The organism is Streptomyces sp. NPDC002671 (assembly GCF_053592475.1).
Genome location: NZ_JBSFVU010000027.1, coordinates 55,034 through 80,644 on the forward strand (window position 1 = coordinate 55,034; position 25,611 = coordinate 80,644).

The 25,611-nt window shown below is 71.0% G+C and carries 25 protein-coding genes; 12 read left to right on the plus strand and 13 right to left on the minus strand.

Annotated elements, in window-relative coordinates:
• Positions 1–11: 11 nt before the first annotated feature.
• The 7 genes from ACWD35_RS33440 to mce form a co-directional block, all read right to left on the minus strand.
• Positions 12–893 (minus strand): ABC transporter permease, encoded by an 882-nt coding sequence (locus ACWD35_RS33440; protein WP_451355089.1) that lies wholly within the window; start codon positions 891–893, stop codon positions 12–14.
• Positions 890–2,185 (minus strand): ABC transporter ATP-binding protein, encoded by a 1,296-nt coding sequence (locus ACWD35_RS33445; RefSeq protein ID WP_451355090.1) that lies wholly within the window; start codon positions 2,183–2,185, stop codon positions 890–892. Before ACWD35_RS33445 ends, ACWD35_RS33440 begins: the two co-directional genes overlap by 4 nt.
• 153 nt (positions 2,186–2,338) lie before the next feature.
• A complete protein-coding gene (locus ACWD35_RS33450; protein WP_451355091.1) occupies positions 2,339–3,112 on the minus strand; it encodes an ABC transporter permease in 774 nt (257 codons plus the stop codon).
• A 2-nt stretch (positions 3,113–3,114) separates the two neighbouring features.
• Positions 3,115–4,074: an ATP-binding cassette domain-containing protein gene (locus tag ACWD35_RS33455; RefSeq protein WP_451355092.1), complete on the minus strand. Its 960-nt coding sequence runs from the start codon at positions 4,072–4,074 to the stop codon at positions 3,115–3,117.
• Positions 4,075–4,158: 84 nt separating this feature from the next.
• Positions 4,159–5,094: a cellulose-binding protein gene (locus tag ACWD35_RS33460; RefSeq protein WP_451355093.1), complete on the minus strand. Its 936-nt coding sequence runs from the start codon at positions 5,092–5,094 to the stop codon at positions 4,159–4,161.
• 182 nt (positions 5,095–5,276) lie between these two features.
• Complete coding sequence (gene scy / locus ACWD35_RS33465; protein WP_451355094.1) at positions 5,277–9,125, minus strand: polarized growth protein Scy; 3,849 nt, start codon at positions 9,123–9,125, stop codon at positions 5,277–5,279.
• Between the two features lie 206 nt (positions 9,126–9,331).
• Positions 9,332–9,772, minus strand: a complete 441-nt coding sequence (mce, locus tag ACWD35_RS33470; RefSeq protein WP_451355095.1) for a methylmalonyl-CoA epimerase — start codon at positions 9,770–9,772, stop codon at positions 9,332–9,334.
• A 150-nt stretch (positions 9,773–9,922) separates the two neighbouring features.
• Here mce and ACWD35_RS33475 point away from each other — a divergent pair, with 150 nt between their 5' ends.
• Both ACWD35_RS33475 and meaB read left to right on the plus strand, forming a co-directional pair.
• Entirely contained in the window at positions 9,923–11,122 is a 1,200-nt protein-coding gene (locus ACWD35_RS33475; protein ID WP_451355096.1) for an acetyl-CoA C-acetyltransferase, read from the plus strand.
• A 51-nt stretch (positions 11,123–11,173) separates the two neighbouring features.
• Positions 11,174–12,130, plus strand: a complete 957-nt coding sequence (gene meaB / locus ACWD35_RS33480; protein WP_451355097.1) for a methylmalonyl Co-A mutase-associated GTPase MeaB — start codon at positions 11,174–11,176, stop codon at positions 12,128–12,130.
• A gap of 159 nt (positions 12,131–12,289) precedes the next feature.
• On the opposite strand, the gene ACWD35_RS33485 is transcribed toward meaB, so the two are convergent.
• The 4 genes from ACWD35_RS33485 to ACWD35_RS33500 all read right to left on the minus strand — a co-directional run bounded on the left by ACWD35_RS33485 (position 12,290) and on the right by ACWD35_RS33500 (position 14,946).
• Complete coding sequence (locus ACWD35_RS33485; RefSeq protein ID WP_451355098.1) at positions 12,290–12,766, minus strand: MarR family winged helix-turn-helix transcriptional regulator; 477 nt, start codon at positions 12,764–12,766, stop codon at positions 12,290–12,292.
• Positions 12,767–12,858: 92 nt separating this feature from the next.
• Positions 12,859–13,665, minus strand: coding sequence for an AIM24 family protein (locus tag ACWD35_RS33490; RefSeq protein ID WP_451355099.1), 807 nt, complete (start codon positions 13,663–13,665; stop codon positions 12,859–12,861).
• The gene (locus tag ACWD35_RS33495) at positions 13,662–14,312 is read right to left on the minus strand and encodes an AIM24 family protein (RefSeq protein ID WP_451355100.1); all 651 of its coding nucleotides are present in this window, start codon (positions 14,310–14,312) and stop codon (positions 13,662–13,664) included. Before ACWD35_RS33495 ends, ACWD35_RS33490 begins: the two co-directional genes overlap by 4 nt.
• A gap of 1 nt (position 14,313) precedes the next feature.
• On the minus strand, positions 14,314–14,946 hold the full coding sequence (locus ACWD35_RS33500) for an AIM24 family protein (RefSeq protein ID WP_451355141.1): 633 nt from the start codon (positions 14,944–14,946) through the stop codon (positions 14,314–14,316).
• A gap of 168 nt (positions 14,947–15,114) precedes the next feature.
• On the opposite strand from ACWD35_RS33500, the gene ACWD35_RS33505 reads away from it, so the two are divergent.
• From ACWD35_RS33505 to ACWD35_RS33520, 4 genes are all read left to right on the plus strand, one after another.
• Positions 15,115–15,459: a DUF3817 domain-containing protein gene (locus tag ACWD35_RS33505; RefSeq protein ID WP_451355101.1), complete on the plus strand. Its 345-nt coding sequence runs from the start codon at positions 15,115–15,117 to the stop codon at positions 15,457–15,459.
• Complete coding sequence (locus tag ACWD35_RS33510) at positions 15,456–15,758, plus strand: MTH1187 family thiamine-binding protein (protein ID WP_451355102.1); 303 nt, start codon at positions 15,456–15,458, stop codon at positions 15,756–15,758. The genes ACWD35_RS33505 and ACWD35_RS33510 overlap by 4 nt, the downstream gene beginning before the upstream one ends.
• Positions 15,759–15,920: 162 nt before the next feature.
• Positions 15,921–16,673, plus strand: coding sequence for a hypothetical protein (locus ACWD35_RS33515; protein WP_451355103.1), 753 nt, complete (start codon positions 15,921–15,923; stop codon positions 16,671–16,673).
• Complete coding sequence (locus ACWD35_RS33520; protein ID WP_451355104.1) at positions 16,670–17,323, plus strand: TetR/AcrR family transcriptional regulator; 654 nt, start codon at positions 16,670–16,672, stop codon at positions 17,321–17,323. Before ACWD35_RS33515 ends, ACWD35_RS33520 begins: the two co-directional genes overlap by 4 nt.
• An 8-nt stretch (positions 17,324–17,331) precedes the next feature.
• Here ACWD35_RS33520 and ACWD35_RS33525 read toward each other — a convergent pair whose 3' ends face one another.
• Positions 17,332–18,312, minus strand: coding sequence for a DUF5937 family protein (locus ACWD35_RS33525; protein WP_451355105.1), 981 nt, complete (start codon positions 18,310–18,312; stop codon positions 17,332–17,334).
• A gap of 93 nt (positions 18,313–18,405) precedes the next feature.
• Here ACWD35_RS33525 and ACWD35_RS33530 point away from each other — a divergent pair, with 93 nt between their 5' ends.
• The 4 genes from ACWD35_RS33530 (at position 18,406) to ACWD35_RS33545 (ending at position 22,392) form a co-directional block, all read left to right on the plus strand.
• A complete protein-coding gene (locus ACWD35_RS33530) occupies positions 18,406–19,647 on the plus strand; it encodes an MFS transporter (RefSeq protein ID WP_451355106.1) in 1,242 nt (413 codons plus the stop codon).
• An 11-nt stretch (positions 19,648–19,658) separates the two neighbouring features.
• Complete coding sequence (locus ACWD35_RS33535; RefSeq protein ID WP_451355107.1) at positions 19,659–20,168, plus strand: MarR family winged helix-turn-helix transcriptional regulator; 510 nt, start codon at positions 19,659–19,661, stop codon at positions 20,166–20,168.
• Between the two features lie 43 nt (positions 20,169–20,211).
• A complete protein-coding gene (locus ACWD35_RS33540; RefSeq protein WP_451355108.1) occupies positions 20,212–20,550 on the plus strand; it encodes a DUF3817 domain-containing protein in 339 nt (112 codons plus the stop codon).
• Positions 20,551–20,691: 141 nt separating this feature from the next.
• The gene (locus ACWD35_RS33545; protein ID WP_451355109.1) at positions 20,692–22,392 is read left to right on the plus strand and encodes an acyl-CoA mutase large subunit family protein; all 1,701 of its coding nucleotides are present in this window, start codon (positions 20,692–20,694) and stop codon (positions 22,390–22,392) included.
• A 55-nt stretch (positions 22,393–22,447) separates the two neighbouring features.
• Here ACWD35_RS33545 and ACWD35_RS33550 read toward each other — a convergent pair whose 3' ends face one another.
• Positions 22,448–23,125: a TetR/AcrR family transcriptional regulator gene (locus ACWD35_RS33550; protein ID WP_451355110.1), complete on the minus strand. Its 678-nt coding sequence runs from the start codon at positions 23,123–23,125 to the stop codon at positions 22,448–22,450.
• A 208-nt stretch (positions 23,126–23,333) separates the two neighbouring features.
• Between ACWD35_RS33550 and ACWD35_RS33555 the strand changes: the two genes are divergently transcribed.
• Positions 23,334–24,305: a tetratricopeptide repeat protein gene (locus ACWD35_RS33555; protein WP_451355111.1), complete on the plus strand. Its 972-nt coding sequence runs from the start codon at positions 23,334–23,336 to the stop codon at positions 24,303–24,305.
• Positions 24,306–24,949: 644 nt separating this feature from the next.
• Positions 24,950–25,588 carry a DUF6230 family protein gene (locus ACWD35_RS33560; protein ID WP_451355112.1) on the plus strand — a complete coding sequence of 213 codons (639 nt, stop codon included), beginning with the start codon at positions 24,950–24,952 and terminating at the stop codon, positions 25,586–25,588.
• Positions 25,589–25,611: the final 23 nt, after the last annotated feature.

Below are 25,611 nucleotides of genomic sequence, written 5' to 3' on the forward strand. Positions count from 1 at the left end.
CAGGGAGCACGTCAAACGTCCCGGCTCTGCAGCAGCGCGTACGCGCCCGCGTACGCCGCCGCCGTCACGACCAGGACGATCCACAGCGGGTCCCAGCCCGTGGGGCCGCCGGACTGGGTCAGGGAGTTGTCGTAGAAGACGCTCAGCTGGCTCGGGATGGAGTACTCCATCAGCTTCTCGCGCACGGTCTCCAGCGAGGACGCGAACATGAACAGCGCGATCACCAGCGGCGCGAGCACCGCGCCGATCATGAGGGTGATGGCGCCCGCAGAGTGCCGGATGATCGAACCGACGAGCAGCGAGAGCAGCCCGAGCAGCGCGATGTAGAGGCTGATGCCGACCGTGCCCTTCAGCCATTCCCCACTGGACGGGGTGTGCCCGCCGTGCCCCTTCAGCATGGACGCCTGCACCATCGCCACGAAGGAGGCGGCGGCCAGCGTCACCACGAAGGCGACGGAGAAGAACACGATCGCCTTGGCGGCCAGCACCCGGCCCCGGCTCGGGCACGCGGTCATCGTCGTACGGATCATGCCGGTGCCGTACTCGGAGGCGGTGGTCAGCACGCCGAGCGTGATGATGCACATGCTGCCGAGCAGCAGGCCGAAGAAGCCGAGGGCCAGCCGGTTGTCGTTGGGGCCCATTTGCGAGGAGGAGTTGCTCGCCACGGCACCGGCCAGCAGGCCGATGCCGACGACGAGCAGCACGAACACGCCGAGCGTCCACATCGTGGAGCGCACCGACTTGATCTTCGTCCACTCGGAGGCCAGCGCGTGCCCGAGGCGGGTGGGCATGACCGGGATCGGCGAGGTGTAGCCGGGGTACGCCCCGCCGGGCGCCGCCTGCCAGTCGGGCGCTGCGGGAGCCTGCGGCATCGGGGGCTGGTGGGTGCTCATCGGGCGTCCTCGTGCTGGGTCGTGGGTGCGGCGGGAGCGGAGGGTGCGGCGGGGGCGGCGGCGGGCGGGGCCGGGGGCATCGCCGGAGCCGGGGGAGCCGCGGGGGCCGCCGCCTGAGGCTGGCCCTGCGGCTGCTGCGGCTGCTGCGGGGCCTGCTGTGCCGGCGGGGCGTACGGGTTCGGGGCCGGGGTGCCGGGAGCGCCATACGCGCCCGCGGGCGCGGCGCCGTACGGGCCCGGGGCCGGCGGCGCGAACGGCTGGCCGCCCTGCTGGGGCGGCGACGGAGCGTACCAGCCCGGCTGGCCCTGGCCGGGCACCGGCATGGGCGGCTGGGCGCCGGGCGGCAGCGGCTGCTGGAGGCCCGCCTTCTGGTCGATGGTCGAGCGGTAGTCGACGGCGCCCTGCGTCATCCGCATGTACGCCTCCTCCAGCGAGGCCTGATGCGGCGACAGCTCCCACAGCCGTACGTCCGCCTCGTGCGCGAGGTCGCTGATGCGGGGCAGCGGCAGCCCGGTGACGCGCAGCGCGCCGTCCTGCTCGGGCAGCACATGGCCGCCGGCCCCGGTGAGCGCGGAGGTCAGCTTCTCGCGGAGCTGGGGCTCGGTGTCGGGGGTGCGGACCCGTGCGAAGTCGGCGGAGTTGGCCGAGATGAAGTCGTTCACGCTCATGTCGGCGAGCAGCTGTCCGCGCCCGATCACGATGAGGTGGTCGGCGGTCAGCGCCATCTCGCTCATCAGGTGGGAGGAGACGAAGACCGTACGGCCCTCGGCGGCGAGCGCCTTCATCAGGTTGCGGACCCAGAGGATGCCCTCGGGGTCGAGGCCGTTGACCGGCTCGTCGAAGAGCAGCACCTGGGGGTCGCCGAGCAGCGCGGCGGCGATGCCGAGGCGCTGGCCCATGCCGAGCGAGAAGCCCTTGGAGCGCTTCTTCGCCACGTCCTGGAGGCCGACGACCCCGAGCACCTCGTCCACCCGGCGGGCCGGGATGCCCGAGAGCTGGGCGAGGCTCAGCAGGTGGTTGCGGGCGGCCCGACCGCCGTGCAAGGCCTTGGCGTCGAGCAGCGCGCCGACCTGGCGAGGGGCGTTGGGCAGCTTGCGGTACGGGTAGCCGCCGATGGTCACCGTGCCGGACGTCGGGTTGTCCAGGCCGAGGATCATCCGCATGGTGGTGGACTTGCCCGAGCCGTTCGGCCCGAGAAAGCCGGTCACGGCGCCGGGCCGCACCTGGAAGGAAAGGTTGTACACGGCGGTCTTGTCGCCGTAGCGCTTGGTCAGGCCGACAGCCTCGATCATGCTCCGCACCCATCGAAAGGTTCAGGACAGCGGGGCACACGCCCCCGTAAGGGTTAGGAGGATATCCGGGCGCTGACGGTTCCGCCCAAGAGAAAGTAAAGCCTGAGCATCACCAGGCGTAACGAATCGGCTCACCGGGCGTCCGGGCTCGCCTCATTGGGCGTCCCGCCGCTTCAGCAGGAGGTATCCGCCCGCGATCGCCGCGATCACCCACAGCACCATGATCCCGAGCCCGCCCCAGGGGCCGTAGGGCTTGTCGTCGCCGAGTCTCGGCACCACCTGCATGATCCGGCTGCCGGCCTGATCGGGCAGGTAGCGGCCGATCTTCTTGGTCGCCGAGACGTTGCCGAGGATGTTGGAGATCAGGAAGAAGAACGGCATCAGGATGCCGAGCGACAGCATGGGGGAGCGCAGCATCGCGGCCATGCCCATGGAGAACGCCGCGATCAGGGTCATGTAGAGCCCGCCGCCGACCACCGCGCGCAGCACACCCGTATCGCCGATGTGGGCCCGGTGCGGGCCGAGCATCGCCTGGCCGAGGAAGAACGCGGCGAAGCTGGTGGCCATGCCGACGGCCAGGGCGAGCGCGGTCGCCACCGCGATCTTGCTGAAGAGGAAGGTGCCGCGCTGCGGCACGGCGGCCAGCGAGGTGCGGATCATGCCGGTGCTGTACTCGTTCGAGACGACGAGCACCCCGAACACGATCATGGCGAGCTGGCCCAGGGTCATGCCCGCGAAGCTGACGAAGGTGGGGTCGAAGAACAGCCGGTCCCGCGCGGGCATGGAGTCGAACTGACTCCGCGACAGGGCGGAGATGAGCATGCCGAGCGCGATGGTGACCACCACGGCCAGGGACAGCGTCCACACGGTGGAGGCCACCGACCGGATCTTCGTCCACTCGGAGCGGATGACCTGGACGGCCGCCATGGTCACACCCCCTTCTTCCAGTCGGCGCCCCAGTCCTGCGGGGCGGGGCCCGGGCCGGTGTGGGCGTGGTACTCCACCGACTCCGCCGTCAGCTGCATGAACGCCTCCTCCAGCGAGGCCTGCTGCGGGCTCAGCTCGTGCAGCACGATCCCGTACTGCGCGGCCAGCTCCCCGATGATCGCCGCGGCCTTGCCGCCCTCCACCTCCAGCGCGCTGCCGCCCGCCTCCACGACCGTGATCCCGGCCTGGTGCAGCACGTCCAGCAGCCGCTCGCGCTGCGGGGTGTGGATGCGGACGTAGGAGCGCGCGTTCTGCCGGATGAAGTCGGCCATGGAGGTGTCCGCGAGCAGCCGCCCCTGGCCGATGACGACCAGATGGTCGGCGGTCAGCGCCATCTCGCTCATCAGATGGCTCGACACGAACACCGTCCGCCCCTGCGCGGCCAGCGATTTCATCAGGTTCCGGATCCAGTGGATGCCCTCGGGGTCGAGCCCGTTGACCGGCTCGTCGAACATCAGGATCCGCGGATCTCCGAGCAGCGCGGCGGCGATCCCGAGCCGCTGCCCCATGCCGTAGGAGAACCCCTTGGCCTTCTTCCTCGCCACGGAGGTGAGCCCCACGGCGTCCAGTACTTCCGCCACCCGCCGATCGGGGATCCCGTTGCTCTGTGCGAGGCACAGCAGATGGTTGTAGGCGCTGCGCCCGCCGTGCACGGCCTTGGCGTCCAGCAGGGCGCCGATGTACGTCAGCGGGTCCTTGAGCTGGTCGTAGTGGCGCCCGTCGATGTGCACATCCCCGGCGGTGGGGTGATCGAGCCCGAGGATCATCCGCATGGTGGTGGACTTCCCGGCACCGTTGGGCCCGAGGAACCCGGTGACGATGCCGGGCCTGACGGTGAAGGTGAGGTGGTCCACCGCGACCTTCTCCCCGTACCGCTTGGTCAGCCCCGCCAGCTCGATCATGCGGCCACGCTAAGACGGCACGAAGCCCCCTGCCACCGGAGTGGCAAGGGACTTCGGCTCGTTCAGTGAGGCTGTGCCGGAGCGTTACCGGGACTGCTGCGCCGGAACCCCGCGGGAGACCGGCTCGTCCTCGGCCGGGGCGCCGGCCGCGGCGACCGCGGCGCCGGTCAGCGTGGCGAGCATCTCGCGGACGTTCGTCAGCTGGGCGTTGATGCTGTCGCGGCGGTTGGTGAGCGCCGCCAGCTCGCGCTCGGATTCCGAGCGGATGCGGTCGGCCTTGGCGTTGGCGTCGGCCACGATGTCCTCGGCCTGGCGCTGGGCCGTCTCCACCGTCTGGCGGGCGCGGCGCTCGGCGTCGGTGCGCAGCTTCTCCGCCTCCAGGCGCAGCTGCTCCGCGCGGTGCTCGATCTCCGCGAGGCGCTTCTCGGCCTTGGCCTGACGCGAGGCCAGGTCGCGCTCGGACTGCTCGCGGCGCTTGGCCAGGTTCGTCTCGAAGTCGGCGGCGGCCTGCGCGGCCTTGGCGCGGGTCTCCTCGAAGAGGGCGTCCGCCTCCTCGCGCTTGGACTGCGCGTCCTTCTGCGCGTCGGAGCGCAGCTGGGAGGCCTCGCTCGTGGCCTTCTCGACGATCCGGACGCCCTCGTCCTCCGCCTTGGCCTTGCGCTCCGCGGCGAACGACTCGGCGTCGTTGCGGATCTGCTGGGCCGACGACTCGGCGAGTTCGCGGTGCTGCTCGGACGCGCGCCGGGCCTCATCACGCAGGTCCTTCGCCTCTTCCTCGGCCAGGCGCAGGATCTTCTCGACGCGCGCACCGAGACCCGCGTACGACGGCTCGGCGTCGGTGACCTGAGTCTGGGCGTTCTGCGTTTCGAGGTGCAGCTCCTCGATCCGCTTCTCCAGGGCAGTGATGCGGGCGAGAGCGCTGTCACGGTCGGAGGCGAGCTTGGAGATCCGTTCGTCCACCTGAGCGCGGTCGTATCCACGCCGCACAAGCTCGAAGCCGTAGGGGGAAGTGTCGCTCATGGGGTTCCTGTCGAAAGAGACCGGTGAGGTGATAGATGGAATCCTAGGGGCCGAAGCGGTGTGTCACCGAGCGGATACGTGTTTGATCTGGAAAATGACACCTCTTTTGGGTGGCCGAGGACCGGACGGCTTGCCAAGGATGTGCGCAAAGCCCCCAGAACACACCGAAACCCTCGCGCCCGCTAGCCGTCTGACGACTTGCCACCCGATCGAGGGGCCCCGACACTCGCACCGGCCTTGACCCCGCCGTCCTTGCCGGACGACGGCGCCTCGAAGGACTCCAGCGCCTCCAGGACGTCCTGGACCCGGGAGATCTCGGCGTTGATGTCCTCGCGCCGACGCACCAGGATGTCCAGTTCGCGCTTGCCCTCCTCGACCGTGCGCAGTGCCTCGCGGACCGCTTCGGCCTTCAGCTCCTCGGCTTCCTTGACGAGCTTGGCCTTCTTCTGCTCGGCCTCCTTGAGCAGCCCCTCCGCCTTCTTCACGGCGGCGATGCGCACCTTGCCCGCCTCCGAGTCGGCGTCGGAGCGGATCTCCTTGGCCTTCGCCTGCGCCTCGGCCAGCTGCTCCTCGGCGGCCTTGATGAGCGCGTCGCAGCGTTCGCCGGTGGACTTCATCGTCTCGGCGACCTCGCGGCGGGCCCGCTCGTGCAGCTCCTCGACCTCGCTGGTGATCCGGTCGCGCAGCTCCTCCGCGCGCTCCCTTATGGCGGTCGCGTCCCGGCGGGTGCCGACGAGCAGCTCGTCCGCGTCCGTACGGGCCTGCTCCACCCGCGAGTTGCCCTCGACGGTCGCCTCGGAGACGATCCGCTCGGCCTCGCTGCGGGCCGCGCCCACCATGGTGTCGGCCTGCGACTCGGCGTCCGCCGTCGTCTTCAGTGCCTGCTCCTGCGCCTCGGCGAGCAGCTTGTCCACCTCGGCCGTGGTCTCCGTGATGAGCGTGTCGACCTGCTCGGCCGCCTCCGAACGCCGCTTGTTGGCGTCCTGGCGGGCCTCGTCCAGGGTGCGCTCGGCCTCCTTGCGGGAGGAGTTGACGAGCCGCTCGGCCGCCGCCTCCGCGTCCGCCGTGAGCTGCCCGGCGTCCGCCCGCAGCCGCTCGGCGTGCTGCCGCGCGGAGCCGACCGTCTCGGCGGCCTCGGCGCGCAGCCGCTCCGCCTCGCCGGTGGCGTCCGCGACGAGCTGCTCGGCGTTCGCGAGCGCCTCGGCACCCACCCGCTCGGCCTCCGCAATCGTCTCCGTCTGGAGGCGTTCGGCCTCGTTGCGGGCCTCGGTGATGAGGGTGTCCGCCTGGGTCGCCGCGTCCGAGCGGATCCGGTTGGCGTCCTCGCGGGCGTCCGCCCGGGTGCGGGACGCCGCCTGGTCGGCCTCGGCGCGTGCGTCCGACGCCTCCGTACGCATCCGCTGGGCGTACTCGGACGCGTCCGCGCGCAGCCGCTCGGCCTCCGCGAGCGCCTCCGTGACCGAGCGCTCGGCCAGCGCCTTGGCGGCCTCCGCCTCCTCGTTCGCCTCGCGCCTCACACGCGAGGCGTCCTCGCTCGCCCGCTCCCGCTCGGCGTAGGCGTCGGCGCGGACGCGGTCCGCCTCCTCCTCGGCCTCCCGGCGGGTACGGTCCGCCGCGTGCTCGGCGGCCGAGCGCAGCCCGGTGATCTCCTCCTGCGCCTGCTCCTGCAGCCCGGACACGGAGTCCCGCACCTGCTGCGCGTGCTGCTCGGCGGCGGAGACCATCTCGGTGGCGCGCCGGTCGGCCTCCTCGACCAGCCGGACCGCCTCGGTCTGCGCCTCCTCCACGCGCTTGCGCGCCGACGCCAGCAGCTCCTCGCTCTGCTCGCGGGCCCGTTCGCGCTCCTGGTCGGCCTCCTCGCGGGCCGCGCCCAGCAGTTCCTCGGCCTCGCGGCGGCGCCGGGCGGCCTCCTCCTGCGCGGCGGCCAGCGTCTCCGACGCCTCGGTGCCCAGCCGCTCCGCCGCGGCCTGCGCCTCGGCGCGGACCCGGTCGGCGGTCTCCTGTGCCTCGGCCTTCAGCCGCTCGGCCTCCGTGGCTGCCTCGGTGCGCAGCCGTACGGCGACGGCCTCGCCCTCGGCCCGGGAGACGGACGCGTCGGACGCGGCCTCGTTGCGCAGCCGTTCGGCCTCCTCCTCGGCCTGCTGCTGGAGCGAACGGATCCGCTCGGCGGCCTCGGCGCGCTGCCGCTCGGCCTCCTCGGCGGCCTCGCGGCGGATCCGGGCGGCCTCTTCGCGGGCGTCCCTGAGCGCCTGCTCGGCCGCCTCCAGCCGCTCCTGCGCCTCCGTCTGGAGCCGGGTCAGCTCCCCGGCGGCCTCGGCGCGGCGGGCCTCGACGGACCGCTCGGTCTCCTCGCGCAGCTCACGCGCCGCGTTCTCGGCATCGGTCCTGACGGCCTCGGCCTGCTCGGCGGCCTCCGCGCGCTGCTGCTCGACTTCGGCGCGGGTGCGCTCCAGGGTCTCCTCGGCCTGCCGGCGCAGGGCCGTCGCCCGCTCGATGGCCTCGGTGCGGACCTTCTCGCTGTCCGTCGTCGCGGTCTTGCGCAGCTCGTCGGCGTCGGCCTTGGCCTTGGCCAGCAGCTCCTCGGCGGACTTGGCCGCCTCCTCGATCTGCGCCACCGCCTCCCGGCGGGCCTCGGCGCGGATGGACTCGCCCTCGGCGACCGCGTCGGCGCGCAGCTGCTCGGCCTCGCCGCGCAGCCGGCGGGCCTCCTCCTGCAGCTCGACCGTCTTGGCGCGGTACTCCTTGGTGTCGTCCTTCGCCGCGCCCTTGAGCTGCTCGGCGATGTCGTGCGCCTCGGCGCGCAGCCGGTCCGCCTCGGCCTCGGCCTCCGAGCGGATCCGCTCGGCCTCCTCGGCGGCGGCCCTGGTGGTCTTCTGGGCGTCCTCCGACGCCTTGTTGAGCACGTCCTCGGCGGTCCTCGCCGCCTTGGACAGCTGGGAGGCGGCCTCCTCGGCCGTGACGGAACGGGCCTTCTCGGCGGCCTCGGTGAGGACCTTCTCGGCCTCGGCACGCGCGTCGGCGAGCAGCTGCTCGGCCTCGGCCCGGGTGGTCTCGGCCTCCTTGGTGGCCTCGCCGACCAGCCGGGCGACCTGCTCCTTGGCGGTGCGCGTGCGGGCCTCGCCCGCGGCCTCGGCACTCGCGAGGGCCTTGCCCGCGGTGTCCTTGGCCTCGGTGACCAGCTTCTCGGCCTCGGTCTGCGCCTTGCGCAGCGCCTCCTCGGCCGCGGCCATCCGCTCCTCGGCGGCCCGGCTCAGCTCGGCCGCCTGCCGGCGCGTGGCGTCCGACTCGCTCGCGGTGGAGGTGCGCAGCTGCTCGGCGTGGTCGGTGGCCTCCTGCGCCTGGGTGGAGGCGGCGTTCAGCAGGCGTTCGGCGTCCGTGCGGGCGCGGCGCAGCAGCTGCTCGGCCTCCGCGCGGGCGGCCTCGCCGTCGTTCTGCAGCCGCTCCCGGGCCTCCCGGGTCAGCCGCTCGGCCTCCGCGCGGGCGGCGGCCATGGCCTGGTCGGCCTCGGCGCGGGACTCCTCCAGCAGCCGGCGGGCCTGCTGCTCGGAGCGGGAGCGCAGTTGCTCCGCCCACGCCACGTTCTCGTTGACGTGCGACTCGACCGTGGACCTGCGCTCGGCCAGCTCCTGGTCCAGCTGCTGGCGCCGGGTCACCGCCTCCTGGTGCAGCTCGGCCTGGAGCCGGGCGGCCTGCTCGGCGTGCTCCTGGAGGATGCGCTGGGTCTGCGCGCGGACCTGGCTCAGCTCCCGCTCGGCGTCCTGGCGCAGCTGCTCGGCCTGGATCTGGGCATTACGGAGCATTTGCTCGGCCTGATAGCCGATGTCGCCGCCGTCGTAGGCGGGCCGGGTCATGAGAGTGCGGCGCGCCTCGTGCAGCTTGGCGCGCAGCACCTCGACCTGGTAGCCGAGGTCCTCGGCGTGCTGGATCGCCTTTTCCCGCTCGGTCCTCAGCCGCTTCATCTCGGCCTCGAACCGAGAGAGGTGGTCGACGTCAGCCGCCGGCTCTCGCTCCTGGCTCTCGTAGCCCCGCACTGCGCGGTCCCATCCGTCCCCTGGTGAGCTTCTCCAACGAGCCTCGTCCATCCGCCGAACGGGGCCCCCGGGGAATGGTGTCAGATCGACGGTGGAGCGCGGGCTGCTGCCCGACCCTCGTCCCCCGAAACCCGGACCCCGGCATGCGGTCACCCGGGCCTGCGAGGGCGACCGCCCCCAACCCTACCGGCCCTTATGTACGGGGGTCAGTGCTCAGGGGACTCAACAGGGGCCGAAGTGACCAGTTCTGTCAGTACGCCGTGACAGTCCTTGGGGTGCAGGAAGGTGATCCGCGACCCCATGGAGCCGGTCCGCGGCTCGTCGTACAGGACGCGTACGCCCTTGCCGCGGATCTGCTCGGAGTCACCGTCCACATCCGCCGTACCGAAGGCGATGTGGTGGACGCCCTCGCCGTTCTTCGCGAGCCACTTGCCGACCGCGGAGTCCTCGCGGGTCGGCTCCAGCAGCTGCAGGTAGGAGGCGCCGCCGTCGGACGTCTCGTTGATCTTGAGCATGGCCTCGCGCACGCCCTGTTCCTCGTTGACCTCGGTGTGGAACACCTCGAAGCCGTACGTGGCCTTGTAGAACTCGATGGTGGCGTCGAGGTCGCGGCAGGCGATCCCGATGTGGTCGATTCGCGTCAGCATGGATTCAGTGCAGCGCTCATATGGTGGTTACGCAACGTGCGCGCGATCACACCTACGGGCCGATGACGGCACGGAGTGCCACTCAGTACATTCGAAGTAAACCCTCGTTCACTCCTCGGCTCTTTTGCAGCTGGAAGGGGATCGCACCTCATGTCTTCTGGAACGACCAGCTCAGTGATCGTCGCGGGCGCGCGGACGCCCATGGGGCGGCTGCTCGGCTCGCTGAAGTCCTTCTCCGGAGCCGACCTCGGCGGCTTCGCGATCAAGGCCGCCCTCGACCGTGCGGGGATCGGTGGCGACCAGGTGCAGTACGTGATCATGGGCCAGGTGATCCAGGCCGGCGCCGGCCAGATCCCGGCCCGCCAGGCCGCCGTCAAGGCCGGCATCCCGATGAGCGTCCCGGCGCTCACCATCAACAAGGTGTGCCTGTCCGGCCTGGACGCGATCGCCCTGGCCGACCAGCTGATCCGCGCCGGTGAGTTCGACATCGTCGTCGCGGGCGGCCAGGAGTCCATGACCAACGCCCCGCACCTGCTGCCGAAGTCCCGCGAGGGCTTCAAGTACGGCGCGATCGAGATGCTCGACGCGATGGCCTACGACGCCCTGACCGACCCGTGGGAGAACATCCCCATGGGTGAGTCCACCGAGAAGCACAACACGCGCCTCGGCATCGGCCGCGCCGAGCAGGACGAGATCGCCGCCCTGTCCCACCAGCGCGCCGCCGCCGCGCAGAAGAACGGCGTCTTCGAGGCCGAGATCACCCCGGTCGAGATCCCGCAGCGCAAGGGCGAGCCCGTCGTCTTCAGCAAGGACGAGGGCATCCGCGCCGACACGACCGTGGAGTCCCTGGGCAAGCTGCGCCCGGCGTTCACCAAGGACGGCACGATCACGGCCGGCACCTCCTCGCAGATCTCCGACGGCGCTGCGGCCGTGGTCGTGATGAGCAAGGCCAAGGCCGAGGAGCTGGGCCTGGAGTGGCTCGCCGAGATCGGCGCGCACGGCAACGTGGCCGGCCCGGACAGCTCGCTGCAGTCGCAGCCGTCCAACGCGATCCTGCACGCCCTCAAGAAGGAGGGTCTGACCGCCGAGGACCTCGACCTCATCGAGATCAACGAGGCCTTCGCCGCGGTCGCGGTGCAGTCAATGAAGGACCTCGGGGTGTCCACGGAAAGGGTGAACGTCAACGGTGGCGCCATCGCTCTCGGCCACCCCGTCGGAATGTCCGGCGCCCGGCTCGTGCTGCACTTGGCGCTGGAGCTGAAGCGCCGCGGTGGCGGCGTCGGCGCCGCCGCGCTGTGCGGTGGCGGCGGCCAGGGTGACGCGCTCATCGTGCGTGTGCCCAAGGGCTGAGGTCCCTGCCCGAGTCCCCCTGTACGTCTGTGTAGTGAACGGAGCTGTTTGATGCAGGACGTCTCCTCTCTGGTGGCCCAGGCCAGGGAAGGCCGGCCGCGGGCCGTGGCCCGGCTGATCTCCCTGGTGGAGGGGGCGTCCCCGCAGCTCAGGGAGGTCATGGCGGCGCTCGCGCCGCTGACCGGCAACGCGTACGTGGTGGGCCTGACCGGCTCGCCCGGTGTCGGCAAGTCGACCTCCACCTCCGCGCTCGTCACGGCGTACCGCAAGCAGGGCAAGCGGGTCGGCGTCCTGGCCGTCGACCCATCGTCCCCGTTCTCGGGCGGCGCCCTGCTCGGCGACCGGGTCCGGATGTCGGACCACGCCTCCGACCCCGGTGTCTACATCCGCTCGATGGCCACGCGCGGCCACCTCGGCGGTCTGGCCTGGGCCGCCCCGCAGGCGATCCGCGTGCTGGACGCGGCGGGCTGCGACGTGATCCTCGTCGAGACGGTCGGCGTGGGGCAGTCGGAGGTGGAGATCGCCTCCCAGGCGGACACGAGCGTGGTGCTGCTCGCCCCCGGCATGGGTGACGGCATCCAGGCGGCGAAGGCCGGAATCCTGGAGATCGGCGACGTCTACGTCGTCAACAAGGCCGACCGGGACGGCGCCGACGCCACGGCCCGCGAACTGAACCACATGCTGAGCCTGGGCGAGGCCCGCGGTCCCGGCGACTGGCGCCCGCCGATCGTCAAGACGGTCGCCGCCCGCGCCGAGGGTGTCGACGAGGTCGTGGAGGCCCTGGAGAAGCACCGGGCCTGGATGGAGGAGCGGGGGGTCCTGGCCGAGCGCCGTCTGGCCCGCGCCTCGCGCGAGGTGGAGACGATCGCGGTCACGGCGCTGCGCGAACGCATCGGAGACCTGCACGGCGACCGCCACCTGGGCGCCCTGGCGGAACGTATCGTCGCCGGCGAACTGGACCCGTACCGGGCTGCGGACGAACTGGTGACGAGCCTGACGGAGAGCTGACGGAGAGCTGAGGGGGAGCTGGCGGGGGAGCCGGCGGAGAGCCGGCTGGGCTCAACTGCCGTGATCTGCGGCGGACTTGACTCGCCGGCCGCTGTCGGCCGCCGGCCGGGGGGTGCCTGCTGGATCAGGTCGGCAGGACCCAGAAGACACCCCCGTGACTCAGGGGCGTCCGCGCTGGGCCCTCAGGTGCTCGGCGATCGGCTTCAGGGCCTTGTCCAGCTCCTGCAGCGCCTCGGGCGACAGCAGGTCGATGAAGTGCCTCCGTACGGACGCCACATGGTGGGGGGCGACCTTGTTCATCGTCTCCATGCCGTGCTCGGTCAGCACGGCGTACAGCCCGCGTCGGTCGGACTCGCAGTTCTCGCGGCGTACCAGGTTCGCGTTCTCCATGCGCGTGATCTGGTGCGAGAGCCGACTCTTGGACTGCAGCGTGGCGGAGGCGAGGTCGCTCATCCGCATCCGCTCGTCATCGGACTCGGACAGGTTCACAAGGATCTCGTAGTCGTTCATTGTCAGTCCGAACGGCTGCAGATCCTTTTCGAGCTGGTAGGTCAACAACATGTTGACCTCCAGGTGTGTGCGCCAGGCGCACTGCTCCGCATCGGTCAGCCAGGGCGTGGCCGTCTCGGTCTCCATGAATGAAGTCTACCTAAGAAGTTGAATGGCGTACTACTTCGGATGGTGTGACTGTGCGCACGCGTTCGATGTCACACTCCGCAGACTACCGCTCACAGCCCGAAGCGATGCTGGAGGTCTCCCAGCTGTCCGGGAAGACGCGGTAGGCCGGATGATTGCGGACCGTGTCCGGTCGATCCCGCTCCGCCACTGCCTGGCACTCCCGGCTCGGGCGGAACCGACCCCGTGGCCTGCTCGGCCATGAGGATCTCCGTCGACTGCAGCAGGACCGTCCCGGCTCCCACGAACTCGAACTGGTGCTCCTCCCCGGAAGCCCCGCCGAGGCCCGTCATCGCACGTAGACCGCCCCATACGCCCGTCAGGTACCCGTGGTCGTAGTGATGGCACGGTGACGGGCAGTCGGCCCACCCGACGAGCGCCTGCGGGTCGACCCGGATCGGAGGTTCCACGAACACCACCGGACCGTTAGATGCGGCGACGAACTTGCCGGTTCCGATAAGGGTCAGAAAACCCGGCACGATGGATTGCTTGAGCGCGAGACTTGGCTGAAAAGCGAGCAGATTGCCCGCGCGAATGGTCAAGTTCCCGTCGTCCAGGTCATACGAGTTGACGTCGAAGGCCCGGTCGGCCAGCAGCATCTTCCCCGAACCCTCGGCGACGACCCAGTCGCTCGCGTGCAGTGGCGAATGGAATGACGTGCGGACAAGTCGGTCAAGTCGCCCGTGCCCGATGCCGTTGAACTCGATCGCCCCGTAGTAGGCGATCATCTTCCCCTTCTGCAGGAACCACTGGCCGCTCTTCAACTCCACGCAGAACGTGTACTTGTTGACGTTGTCGTCGGCGGGCAGCGTCATCGGGTCGTACACCACCGGGCCGCCGGGGGTTCCGTACGCGCTCACAGCTTCTCCTCGGAGGCCTGGACGTACACCGTGCCGCTGCCGCTCAGCTCCAGCTGGAAGGCCTCGCCGGAGCCGCGGCCGACCATGTCGCGCCAGCCGAGCGCGGTGGACAGCTTGTTGCGGACGTCGCCGTGGTGGGCGACGTACGCCTGCGGGTCGACGTGGACCGGGCGCTGCGGGGTGATCGGGACCTCGAAGACACCGCCGTGCGCCATCACGGCCACCGAGCCGTGGCCCTGGAGGGTGGTGGTGAACAGCCCCTGCCCGGTGACCTGGCCGCGCACCAGGCCCATGACCCCGCCCTGCGAGCCCATGAACATCGTGCCCTGCTGGAGCGTGCCCTCGAAGGCGAGCAGCCGGTCGGCCTCGACGTACAGGGTGTCGCCGGTGAGGCCGATGACGTGCACGTGGTGGCCGCCGTGCCCGAAGAAGACCGTGCCGCTGCCCTCGACGGTCATCAGCGGGGTCGCCTCGCCGGCCATCCGCCGCCCGATCATGGACATCAGACCGCCCTGGCCGCCCTGGAGGTTGGGCGTGAAGGACACGTCCCCCTTGTACGCGAGCATCGCGCCGCGCTGACTGAACAGCCGCTGCCCGGGCAGCACGGTCGCCTCGACCATCTTGGAGTTGATCTCCCTGAAGCCCATGTCACAGATCCCCCGCGATCGTGTTCCGCTCGCTCGGCTGCACGTAGACCTGCCCGTCGCCCTCGAAGCGGATCTGGAAGGCCTCGCCGCCGCCCTCCCCGAGGAGCGTGCGGAAGGTCACACCGGACTGGAAGGACTGCCGTACGTTCCCCTGGTGGGCGATGTACGCGCCCGGGTCGACGATCAGCGGGTACTGCGGGCTGACCCGGAGCACGACCGCCGGCCCGTCGGACATGATGGCCGCCTGGCCGTGCCCCTCGACGGTCGTCGTGAACAGGCCGTTGCCCTGCGAGGCCCCGCGCAGCCCCGTGAAGGTCGTGCCCGTCCTGAGGCCCGCGTCCGTCGCCAGCAGGTTGCTCGACTCGACGTAGAGCTTGTCGCCCTGGAGGCTGACCAGGTTTATCTCGGACGCCCGGTCCGCGAACCAGCAGGTCCCATGGCCCTTCACCTCCATCACCGTCATCTGCTCGCCGGTCAGCCGCCGGGTCACCATCCCGCGCAGCCCCTCGCCGCCGCCGCTCAGCTTCTTGAAGGCCATCTGCCCGTCGTACGCGACCATCGAGCCGTTCTTCGCCTTCACGGCGTCCCCGGTCATGTCGACGGCGAGCACCTTGCTGCCTTGGAGTCGAAACATCGCCACGCTGCGAAAGTAGCGGCCGGGCGGGTGGACGGAACAGGGCCTATGGGTGGAGAGCGACCCTGAGCGCACCCTTACGGGATCCGTTTGCCACAATGGGCGAACGCTTGTGCGTGGGTTCACAAACTGCCTGGACCCGAAGACGACTCCCACCGAAGGTGACCCGTGGACATCAAGACCGCCACCGCCCTCCGCCGCCTCCGCCTGATCTCGGCCCCCGAGGCCGTGTCCTTCCTCGTCCTGCTCGTCTGCTCGGTCCTGAAGCGGACCACGGACTTCGACGCGGTGCCCGTCATGGGCGCGGTCCACGGTGTCCTCTTCATCCTCTACGTGATCTTCTGGGCGGACGCCTGGAACCGCGCCAAGTGGAGCCTGAAGACGGCGGCCCTCTACTTCGTCCTCTCCGTCCTGCCCACCGGCGGCTTCTTCGCGGAGCGCAAGCTCCGCCACGAGGCCGAAGCCGCCGTCATCGCCGCCCGCGCGCGCAAGGAAGGGATCGTCAACGCATGATCGTCGCCTTCTCCGTGACGCCCCTCGGGGTCGGCGAGGACGTGGGGGAGTACGTCGCCGACGCCGTCCGTGTGGTCCGCGAGTCGGGGCTGCCCAACCGCACCGACGCCATGTTCACCTCGATCGAGGGTGAGTGGGACGAGGTCATGGACGTCGTCAAGCGCGCCGTCGCCGCCGTCGAGGAGCGCGCCCCGCGCGTGTCCCTCGTCCTGAAGGCCGACATCCGGCCAGGCGTGCAGGACGGACTCACCTCGAAGGTGGAGACGGTCGAAAGGCACCTGGCGCAGCAGCCGGAGTAGGACGAGCGGCCGAGCCCGGCTCCGGCAACTCGCCGGAGCCGGGCGGGGCTTGGTGTGTCGTAGGGCTTCCAAGGATTTTTGAGCGCTCGCTCAAAGGGGTGTACTTTCGGCCACAGATGCTTTGAGCGCTCGCTCAAACGACAGGCTGACGTGGGGGATCTCATGGGTCTCTATACAGAGACACACATACGCGTCGACATCGAGGAGCTGTGGGCGCGCACCCAGGACCCCGTCCCGCACCGGCGCTGGGACCTGCGCGTCTGTGAGATGGAGTACCTCCCGCGCGCGGAGGGCGAGCCGCGGCGCTTCCGGTACGTCGCGCGCATCCTGCCGTTCTTCACCGTGTCCGGCACCGGAGTCGCGGCGGCCGAGCGGGAGTGCCCCGACGGCACCCGCACCTCCGCCCTGCGCTTCGCCTGCCCGCACCCGCTCTCCCCGATCGCCGACGGCAGCGGCTACTGGCGCTACGTGCCCGACGACAACGGTGTCCGCTTCTCCACCGGCTGCACCTACCGCACCCGCTGGGGTGCTTTCGGCGCCGTCGCCGACCGGCTGGTGTTGAGACCGCTGCTGGGCTGGGCCACCGCCTGGTCCTTCGACCGGCTGCGGCTGTGGCTGGAACGGGGCATCACCCCCGAGCGCGCCCTGGTCAACTGGCTGACCGAGCTGGCCGTCCGCGCCCTCGTGCTCACCCTGTGCCTGACCGGCCTCGGCCTGGAGTCCGCCCTCCGCCTCTTCGGCCCGCTCGCGGACACCGTGGCCTTCCTGTGCCCGCTGCTCCTCCTCACCGCCGGCTGCGTCGCCCTGTTCAAGAGCCCGCTGGAGTCCACCCCTGCCGCCCGCCGCTGCCTGCGCGCCCCGGCCACCCAGACCCGTGCGCCCCGTGTCCTGCGCACCCTGGAGAAGTACGGATGACCGCGGAGCCGGACAAGTCCCAGGAGACGAAGACCAAGCTGCTGGAGGGCGCCCTGCGCACACTCTCCGAGCAGGGCATCGCCAAGACCTCGGCCCGCACGGTCGCGGCGGCGGCCGGGGTCAACCAGGCCCTGGTCTTCTACCACTTCGGATCTGTGGACGAACTCCTCGCCACCGCCTGCCGCTACGGCGCCGAGAAGACCGTCGCGCAGTACCGCGCCCGGCTCGCCGCCGTGGCCACCTTCTCCGAACTCCTCGCCGTCGGCCGCGAGATCCACGCGCGGGAACGCGCGGGCGGCAACATGGCCCTGCTCGGCCAGCTCCTGGCCGGAGTCCCGACCCACGCGGCCCTGGGCCCCGCCACGGCCGCCGGCCTCGACCTCTGGATCGCCGAGATCGAGCAGGTGCTCGCCCGCGTGCTCACGGCGACCCCCTTCGGCGCGTTAACCGACCCGGCCGGACTGGCCCGCGCGGTCGCCGCCTCCTTCGTCGGCATCGAGCTGTACGAGGGCGTCGACGAGCGGGGCGCCCACGCGGCCCTGGACGCCCTGGAGCAACTCGGCGAACTCGTGACCGCCCTCGACGAACTCGGCCCCGTCGCCCAGCGCGCCGTCCACCGCCACCTGAACCGCAGAAGAAAGCGGAGCTGACGCGCGGCTCAGCCGCCCGACGCCAGCGCCAGCCCCAGCGGTGTCCGCTCGTACAGCACCTGGTGCCCGTACCGCCGGGAGGTCAGCAGTCCCGCGTCCCGCAGGACCCCCAGCTGCGTCGACACCGAGGACGGGGCGAGCCGCAGCCGGTGGGCGAGCGCGCTGGTGGACGCGGGTTCGTCCAGCGCGGCCAGCACGGCCGCCCGGTTCCGCCCCAGCAGCCTTACCAGCGCCTCGGGGGCGCGCTCGGCGGGCTCCGTCCACAGGCCGGAGATGCCCCGGGCGGGGTAGACGACGGTGGGCTGCCACGGCGGGTCGAAGCCCGAGATGACGTCGGGCCAGGAGAACACGCTCGGCATCAGCACCAGGCCCCGGCCGTCGAGGTCCCGGACGTAATCGCCGTGCAACGCGTACGTCAGAGTCCGGCCGGTCCAGGACAGCCGCGGGTCCAGTTCCGGCAGCAGCGCACCGAGCCCGACCTGTGCCAGCCGCCGCGAATGGAAGGCCACGTCCGCCTCCAGCAGCGCCCGCAGCCGCGGCCAGTCAGGCTCGATCAGCACCCGCCAGGCCTCCTCCATCGCGTCCGCCAGCTCCCGCACCATCCGCGCGGGATCCGCCAGCCACGCCCGGCCGCGCGGCGACTCCAGCGCGCCCGGGGTGCAGGCGAGCGAGCGAGCGGTGTCCTCGCGGGCCGCCTCCGGGTCCGCCGCCCGTACGGCCGCGAGCTCCTCCTCGAACGTGGCCGCGGGCCCGATCGGCGGCGCCCCCAGCCAGTCCGGAGAGTGGCCCCGCCGCGGCATCAGCAGCCACAGCGGTGCGAGGTCGAGCCCGGCCGCCGACGTACGGATCCGGCGCAGCCACGGCACGTGGTACCCGTGCCGGTCCGGCCGCTTGAGGGTGCGCACCGCCTCCTGCGTCTCCCACAGCGGCGACACGGCGAACCGGCAGCGCAGGAAGTCGTCCTCGCCGAAGAGCAACAGCGAGGGCATGGTCACCTCCGGGTCCACCGACCATGGGTCGGAACATTCGGCTGGAGCCGAAACTCTACGGCCGCCCGCCCTCCCGCGGGCACGCTGCCCCGCATGTCCGCACCGTCCCAGACCCCGGCGCCCGCCCGCGCCGGGTACGCCCGCGTGTTCGCCGTGCCCGAGTTCCGGGCCGTCTTCGCCGCCCACCTGCTGTCCATGCTCGGCGTGATCGTCAGCGAGCTCGCGCTGTCCGTCCTCGTCTACGACCTCACCCGCTCACCCCTGCTCAGCGCCCTCACCTTCGCGCTCGGCTTCCTGCCGTACGCCGTCGGCGGCACCCTGCTCGCACCGGTCGCCGACCGCTTCCCGGCCCGGCGGGTGCTGGTGACCTGCGACCTGGTGTGCGCGGGCTGCGTCGCGCTGATGACCGCTCCCGGCACCGGCACCGCCGCCCTGCTCGCGCTGCGCTGCTGCGTCGCCGTCGTCGCCCCGGTGTTCGCGGGCACCCGCATGGCCACCCTCGCCGACGTGCTCGGCGACGGCGACCTGTTCGTCCTCGGCCGTTCCCTGCTGCGAATCGTCGCCCAGAGCACCCTGCTCGTCGGCTACGGGCTCGGCGGCCTGCTGCTCACCGCCGTCAGCCCCCGCCACGCGCTGCTGATCACGGTCGGCACCTTCCTCGCCTCGGCCGCGCTGCTGCGGCTCGGCACCCGCCGGCGCCCCGCCCGCACCAGGCCCGCCGGCGCCCCGCCCGCAGGTCTCGGAGCCCTCCTCGTCGACCGCCGCGTCCGTGTCCTGCTCCTCCTCTTCTGGATCCCGGCGATGTTCTCGGTCGTCCCCGAGGCGCTCGCCGCGCCCTACGCCGACGCGCTCGGCACCGGCTCCGGCGGCCTCGGACTGCTGATGTGCGCGCTGCCGGTCGGCACCGTGGCCGGGGAGCTGTACGCCGGGGCCCGGCTGCGGCCCGCGGCGCGGGAGCGGATCGCGCTGCCCCTGGTCTGTCTGAGCCTCCTGCCGTACGCCGGCTACGCCCTGCGCCCGGGGCTCCCGCTCTCCCTGCTGCTCCTGCTGCTGTCCGGGGCGGGCTCGGCGTACACGCTGGGCCTGGACCAGTGGTTCGTGCGGGCCGTGCCGGAGGAGCTGCGCGGGCGGGCCATGACCGTGCTGAGCGCGGGCCTGATGACCGTGCAGGGCGTGGGCATGGCGCTGGCCGGGGTGGCGGCCGAGGTCGCGGGGGTGCGTACGGCGGTCGTGGGGGCCGGCGTCCTGGGGGCGCTGAGCTGCTGCGCGCTCGCACTCGGGGCCCGGTCGACCGAAAGCCGAGACGGGGCTGCTCGCAATCTGACCGGCCGGTAGGGTTTGACGACGTGCCGAAGCCTCTCAGCCTTCCCTTCGATCCCATCGCCCGCGCCGACGCACTGTGGAAGCAGCGCTGGGGAAACGTGCCGTCCATGGGTGCGATCACCTCGATCATGCGGGCACACCAGATTCTGCTCGCCGAGGTGGACGCGGTGGTCAAGCCCTACGGGCTGACGTTCGCGCGGTACGAGGCACTGGTGCTGCTCACCTTCTCGAAGGCCGGTGCGCTGCCGATGTCCAAGATCGGCGAGCGGCTGATGGTGCATCCCACGTCCGTGACGAACACCGTCGACCGGCTGGTGAAGTCCGGCCTGGTGGCCAGGCGCCCCAACCCCAACGACGGCCGCGGCACCCTCGCGGTCGTCACCGACAAGGGCCGCGAGGTGGTCGAGGCGGCCACCCGCGACCTCATGGCCATGGACTTCGGACTCGGCGCGTACGACGCGGAGGAGTGCCGGGAGATCTTCGCGATGCTCAGGCCCCTGCGCATCGCGGCGGGCGATTTCGAAGAGGAGTGACCCGGGGCAAGATCTCCCGGAACCGCCCGTTACGCTCGTCGGCATGAAGAAAAGCGTGCTGACCCGCTACCGCGCCATGGCCTACATCACCGGCGTGCTTCTGGTTCTCCTGACCCTGGGCGTGATCGCGAAGTACGGGCTGCACCTCGACGGCGCGGACAAGTTCACCACCTTCATCGGTATCGCGCACGGCTGGCTGTACGTCGTCTACCTGGTCTTCGCCTTCGACCTCGGCGCCAAGGCGAAGTGGCCGGTCGGCAAGCAGCTGTGGGTGCTGCTGGCGGGGACGATTCCGACCGCCGCCTTCTTCGTCGAGCGGAAGGTCAGCCGCGAGCTGGAGGCCAGGGTCGCCGACCAGACCCCGGCCGTCGCGAAGGCCTAGTCCCTCCCGTTTCGCAAGCCTGGTTTCCGCCGTCGCGGAGGCCAGGCTTTCGCACTCGTAAGGCGTAGTTCCGCCGCCGTACGGCATTCGTATGGCGGTCTGCCATCGACATTTACTAGGACGTCCAAGTAAATTTGGGCTATGCACCCTGACGCCATCGAGGAGGGCCGCCGCCGCTGGCAGGCCCGCTACGACTCTGCCCGCAAGCGCGACGCGGACTTCACCACGCTCTCCGGCGACCCCGTGGAGCCGGTGTACGGTCCCCGACCGGGGGACACGTACGAGGGCTTCGAGCGGATCGGCTGGCCCGGGGAGTACCCCTTCACGCGCGGCCTCCATCCGACCGGCTACCGCGGCCGTACCTGGACGATCCGGCAGTTCGCCGGGTTCGGCAACGCCGAGCAGACCAACGAGCGGTACAAGATGATCCTCGCCGCCGGCGGCGGGGGCCTGTCCGTGGCCTTCGACATGCCGACGCTCATGGGGCGGGACTCGGACGATCCGCGCTCGCTCGGCGAGGTCGGGCACTGCGGGGTGGCCATCGACTCGGCCGCCGACATGGAGGTCCTGTTCAAGGACATCCCGCTCGGTGACGTCACGACGTCGATGACGATCAGCGGGCCGGCCGTACCCGTCTTCTGCATGTACCTCGTCGCCGCCGAGCGGCAGGGTGTCGATCCGGGGGTGCTCAACGGCACGCTCCAGACCGACATCTTCAAGGAGTACATCGCGCAGAAGGAGTGGCTCTTCCAGCCCGAGCCCCATCTGCGGCTCATCGGCGACCTGATGGAGTACTGCGCGGTGGGCATCCCCGCGTACAAGCCGCTGTCCGTGTCCGGCTACCACATCCGTGAGGCGGGGTCGACGGCCGCGCAGGAGCTGGCGTACACGCTCGCCGACGGGTTCGGGTACGTGGAGCTGGGACTCTCGCGCGGGCTGGACGTGGACGTGTTCGCGCCGGGGCTCAGCTTCTTCTTCGACGCGCACGTCGACTTCTTCGAGGAGATCGCCAAGTTCCGCGCGGCGCGCCGTATCTGGGCGCGCTGGATGCGGGACGTGTACGGCGCGAAGAGCGAGAAGGCGCAGTGGCTGCGCTTCCACACGCAGACCGCCGGTGTCTCGCTGACCGCTCAGCAGCCGTACAACAACGTGGTCCGTACGGCCGTGGAGGCGCTGGCCGCCGTGCTCGGCGGGACCAACTCGCTGCACACCAACGCCCTGGACGAGACCCTCGCGCTGCCGAGCGAGCAGGCCGCCGAGATCGCCCTGCGCACGCAGCAGGTGCTGATGGAGGAGACCGGGGTCGCCAACGTGGCCGACCCGTTGGGCGGTTCGTGGTACATCGAGCAGCTGACGGACCGGATCGAGGCCGACGCGGAGAAGATCTTCGACCAGATCAAGGAACGGGGCCTGAGGGCGCACCCGGACGGGCAGCACCCGATCGGGCCGATCACCTCCGGGATCCTGCGCGGGATCGAGGACGGGTGGTTCACCGGGGCGATCGCGGAGTCCGCCTTCCGGTACCAGCAGGCGCTGGAGAAGGACGAGAAGCGGGTCGTCGGCGTCAACGTCCACACGGGGTCTGTCACCGGGGATCTGGAGATCCTGCGGGTCAGCCACGAGGTGGAGCGGGAGCAGGTCCGCATTCTCGGTGAGCGCAAGGGGGCGCGGGACGAGGCGGCGGTGCGCTCCGCGTTGGACGCGATGCTGGGTGCTGCGCGCTCGGGCGCCAACATGATCGAGCCGATGCTGGACGCTGTGCGGGCCGAAGCCACGTTGGGTGAGATCTGTGGGGTGCTGCGGGACGAGTGGGGTGTTTACACGGAGCCCGCGGGCTTCTAGGCGCCGGTGCCTGGTGCGGGCGTACCAGGGGGCTCTGCCCCCTGGACCCCCGGGCCTATGCCCACCCTCCCCCACGCTCGACTTCGCTCGCGCGGGGGGACCCCCATCCCGACTCGGTCGGCTGTGAAGCCAGGCCCAGCAGTAGTACCCGCGTAAGGTCGCGTACCCATTCCTCGTCCGCCGGTTTTCCGCTCACCAGGGTGCGGTGGACCACCGCGCCCGCCACCATGTCGAAGATCAGGTCCACCGTGCGGTCGGCCTCGCACGGGTCCGGTTCCTGGGGGAGTTCGCCGCGCTGCTGGGCCCGCGCGCGGCCCTCCAGGACCAGCCGCTTCTGGCGGTCCACGATGGAGTCGCGGATGCGTTCGCGCAGGGCGTCGTCCCGCGTCGACTCCGCCACCACGGCCATGAGGCCGCTCTTCGCCTCCGGGCGGGCCAGGATGGCCGCGAACTGGAGGACCACGCCCTCTATGTCGGCGGCGAGGCTGCCGCGGTCGGGGAGTTCGAGCTCGTCGAACAGTTCCGCCACCGCGTCGACCACCAGCTCGTTCTTGCCCGCCCAGCGGCGGTACAGCGTCGTCTTCGCAACCCCGGCCCGCGTGGCCACGTCTCCGAGGGTGAGCTTCGACCAGCCCAGTTCGACCAGCGCCTCCCGCGTGGCGGCCAGGATCGCGGTGTCCGCGGCGGCACTGCGCGGGCGTCCGGTGCGGCCGGTGAGGGTGCGGTTCTGCATCCCAAGACCATAACTGGCGGAATCTGTGCGGCCGTGAGGGAGATCACCGGGGAGTGGTGTCGCGCCCTGTCCCCGTGGCATTACGCTACGAGTCGTAGCGAAAGCTCGTGATGGACGTTCGCGAGCCTCGACCATCGGCGTGGGGTGGGGACCCGGCGCCGTCACCGGCCTTTTTCATTCATGCGCGGGAACGGGGGAGGATAGACACATGCAGCCACGGAACATGTCCATGAGCGGCGTCGTCGACCTCGCCGCGGTGAAGGCGGCCCAGGAGGCCAAGGCCAAGGCCGAGCAGACGCGCGCCGAAACCGCCCGCCAGGGCGGGACGGGGGCCGTCTCCCCGGCCGATCTCGTGATCGACGTCGATGAGGCCGGGTTCGAGCGGGATGTCATCCAGCGCTCCGCCGAAGTGCCCGTCGTCATCGACTTCTGGGCCGAGTGGTGTCAGCCCTGCAAGCAGCTGAGCCCGGTCCTGGAGCGGCTGGCCGTCGAGTACAACGGGCGCATCCTCCTCGCCAAGATCGACGTTGACGCCAACCAGCTGCTGATGCAGCAGTTCGGGGTGCAGGGCATCCCGGCCGTGTTCGCCGTCGTCGCGGGGCAGGCCCTGCCGCTCTTCCAGGGTGCCGCCGGCGAGCAGCAGATCCGCGAGACCCTGGACCAGCTGGTGCAGGTCGCCGAGCAGCGGTTCGGGCTGACCGGCCTGACCGTCGACCCGGACGCCCAGCCGGGCGGCGCCGGGCAGGCCGAGGCGCCGGCGGGGCCGTACGAGACCGCGCTGAACGCCGCCGCGCAGGCGCTGGACGCGGGTGACCTGGGCGGTGCCGTCCAGGCGTACAAGAACGTGCTGGCCGACGACCCGACGCACCCCGAGGCCGTGCTGGGCCTCGCCCAGGCCGAGCTGCTCCAGCGGGTCCAGGGCATGGATCCGCAGCAGGTGCGCAAGGACGCGGCCGAGAAGCCGGCCGACCCCGCGGCGCAGATCGCCGCGGCCGATCTTGACCTGGTGGGCGGTCATGTCGAGGACGCCTTCGGGCGGTTGATCGAGACCGTGCAGCGCACGCAGGGTGACGACCGCGATGCGGTGCGGCGTCGGCTGCTGGAGCTGTTCGAGGTCGTCGGGGCCGAGGATCCGCGGGTGATCGGGGCGCGCCGGGCACTCGCACGGGCGTTGTTCTGAGCGTCGCCGGGACGGCCGTTCTGACCCTCGGTGACCGCCGCGGGTTGTGATGGCCGGGTGAGAGATCTGCTGACGCACCGTCATGGCGGCCCCGCTTTGCCAAATCTTGGCAATCGGGGCTGCTGTTACTCGCAGTAAATCAGGGCCGTTGATCTGTCTGGTTTTATCCAGGGATCAACGGCTTTGTTCTGCGGTGTGGCGCGACCGAGCGTCGCTTTCCGAGACCAGCGGGCCGCCCTTCGGTTATCCGGCCGTTACTAGCGAGTAACGAACCCCCTTGTGCGGGCGCCGAGAATGCACCACGATCGGCCACGCTCGGTCCATTCCCGTACCCCGGCAACCGGTCGGGTCGCGGGGGAATCTGGGTCCCCACCGAGCAGAGCCGGCGGCAGTGGCGCCGGGTCTAGGGCAGGGGGGTCTTCGCTCTACGGCGAAGCCTGTCCAGCAAGGTTGTGCGTGATGCGTGTCAGGCGCGACCAGTGGTTGTCGCTCGGGGGTGATCGCCGGTGATTCGGGCGCTGTTCGTGCCTCCGAGTTCGGGCGCTCTCCTTCCCGAGGACGTAGCACTTCTCCCATCCCTGCCCGGCTGAGCCGCCTCCGCGGCGATTCCAGGCCAGGAGATGTACGTCCGAGAAGGAGGAAATATGGAGTCCCAGGTGCGTGGCGGGACCAGATGGAAGCGGTTCGCTGTGGTCATGGTGCCCAGCGTCGCCGCCACGGCTGCGATAGGTGTCGCCCTCGCGCAGGGTGCCCTCGCTGCCTCGTTCAGCGTGTCCGGCCAGTCGTTCAAGGTGTCCACCGACAAGCTGGTGGGTACCGGCTTCGAGCAGTACGCCGCCCTCGACAACGGCTACACGCTCTCCGGTGAGAAGACGGCCCACCCGGTGGCCGTCTCGGGGTTCAAGCACGCCGAGATCACCAACCTCTGTCAGTCCGTGGTCACGCCGAACGTGCCGTTCTTCGGCAACGTCAGCCTGATCCTGCGGGCCGGTGGCCCGGGTCACGACAAGGTCGAGGCCGACAACCTCTACATCGATGTCGCCGACCTCGACGCCGACGCGACCTTCAACAACATCGACATCGGTGTGGCCGCCAAGGACGCCAGCAAGGGTCCGGGCATGAAGGGCGGGGGCGAGCAGGCCAACCCGTACGGCTTCGCGCAGCAGGCCGACTCGGCCACGCTGGAGAACGTGAAGCAGACGGCGTGGGCGACCACGGCCGGCACGTTCAAGCTCAGCGGCCTTCACATGTCGCTGGCGACGGGTGTCAAGGAGTGCTACTAGGCACTCGATGACGGGCGGGGGAG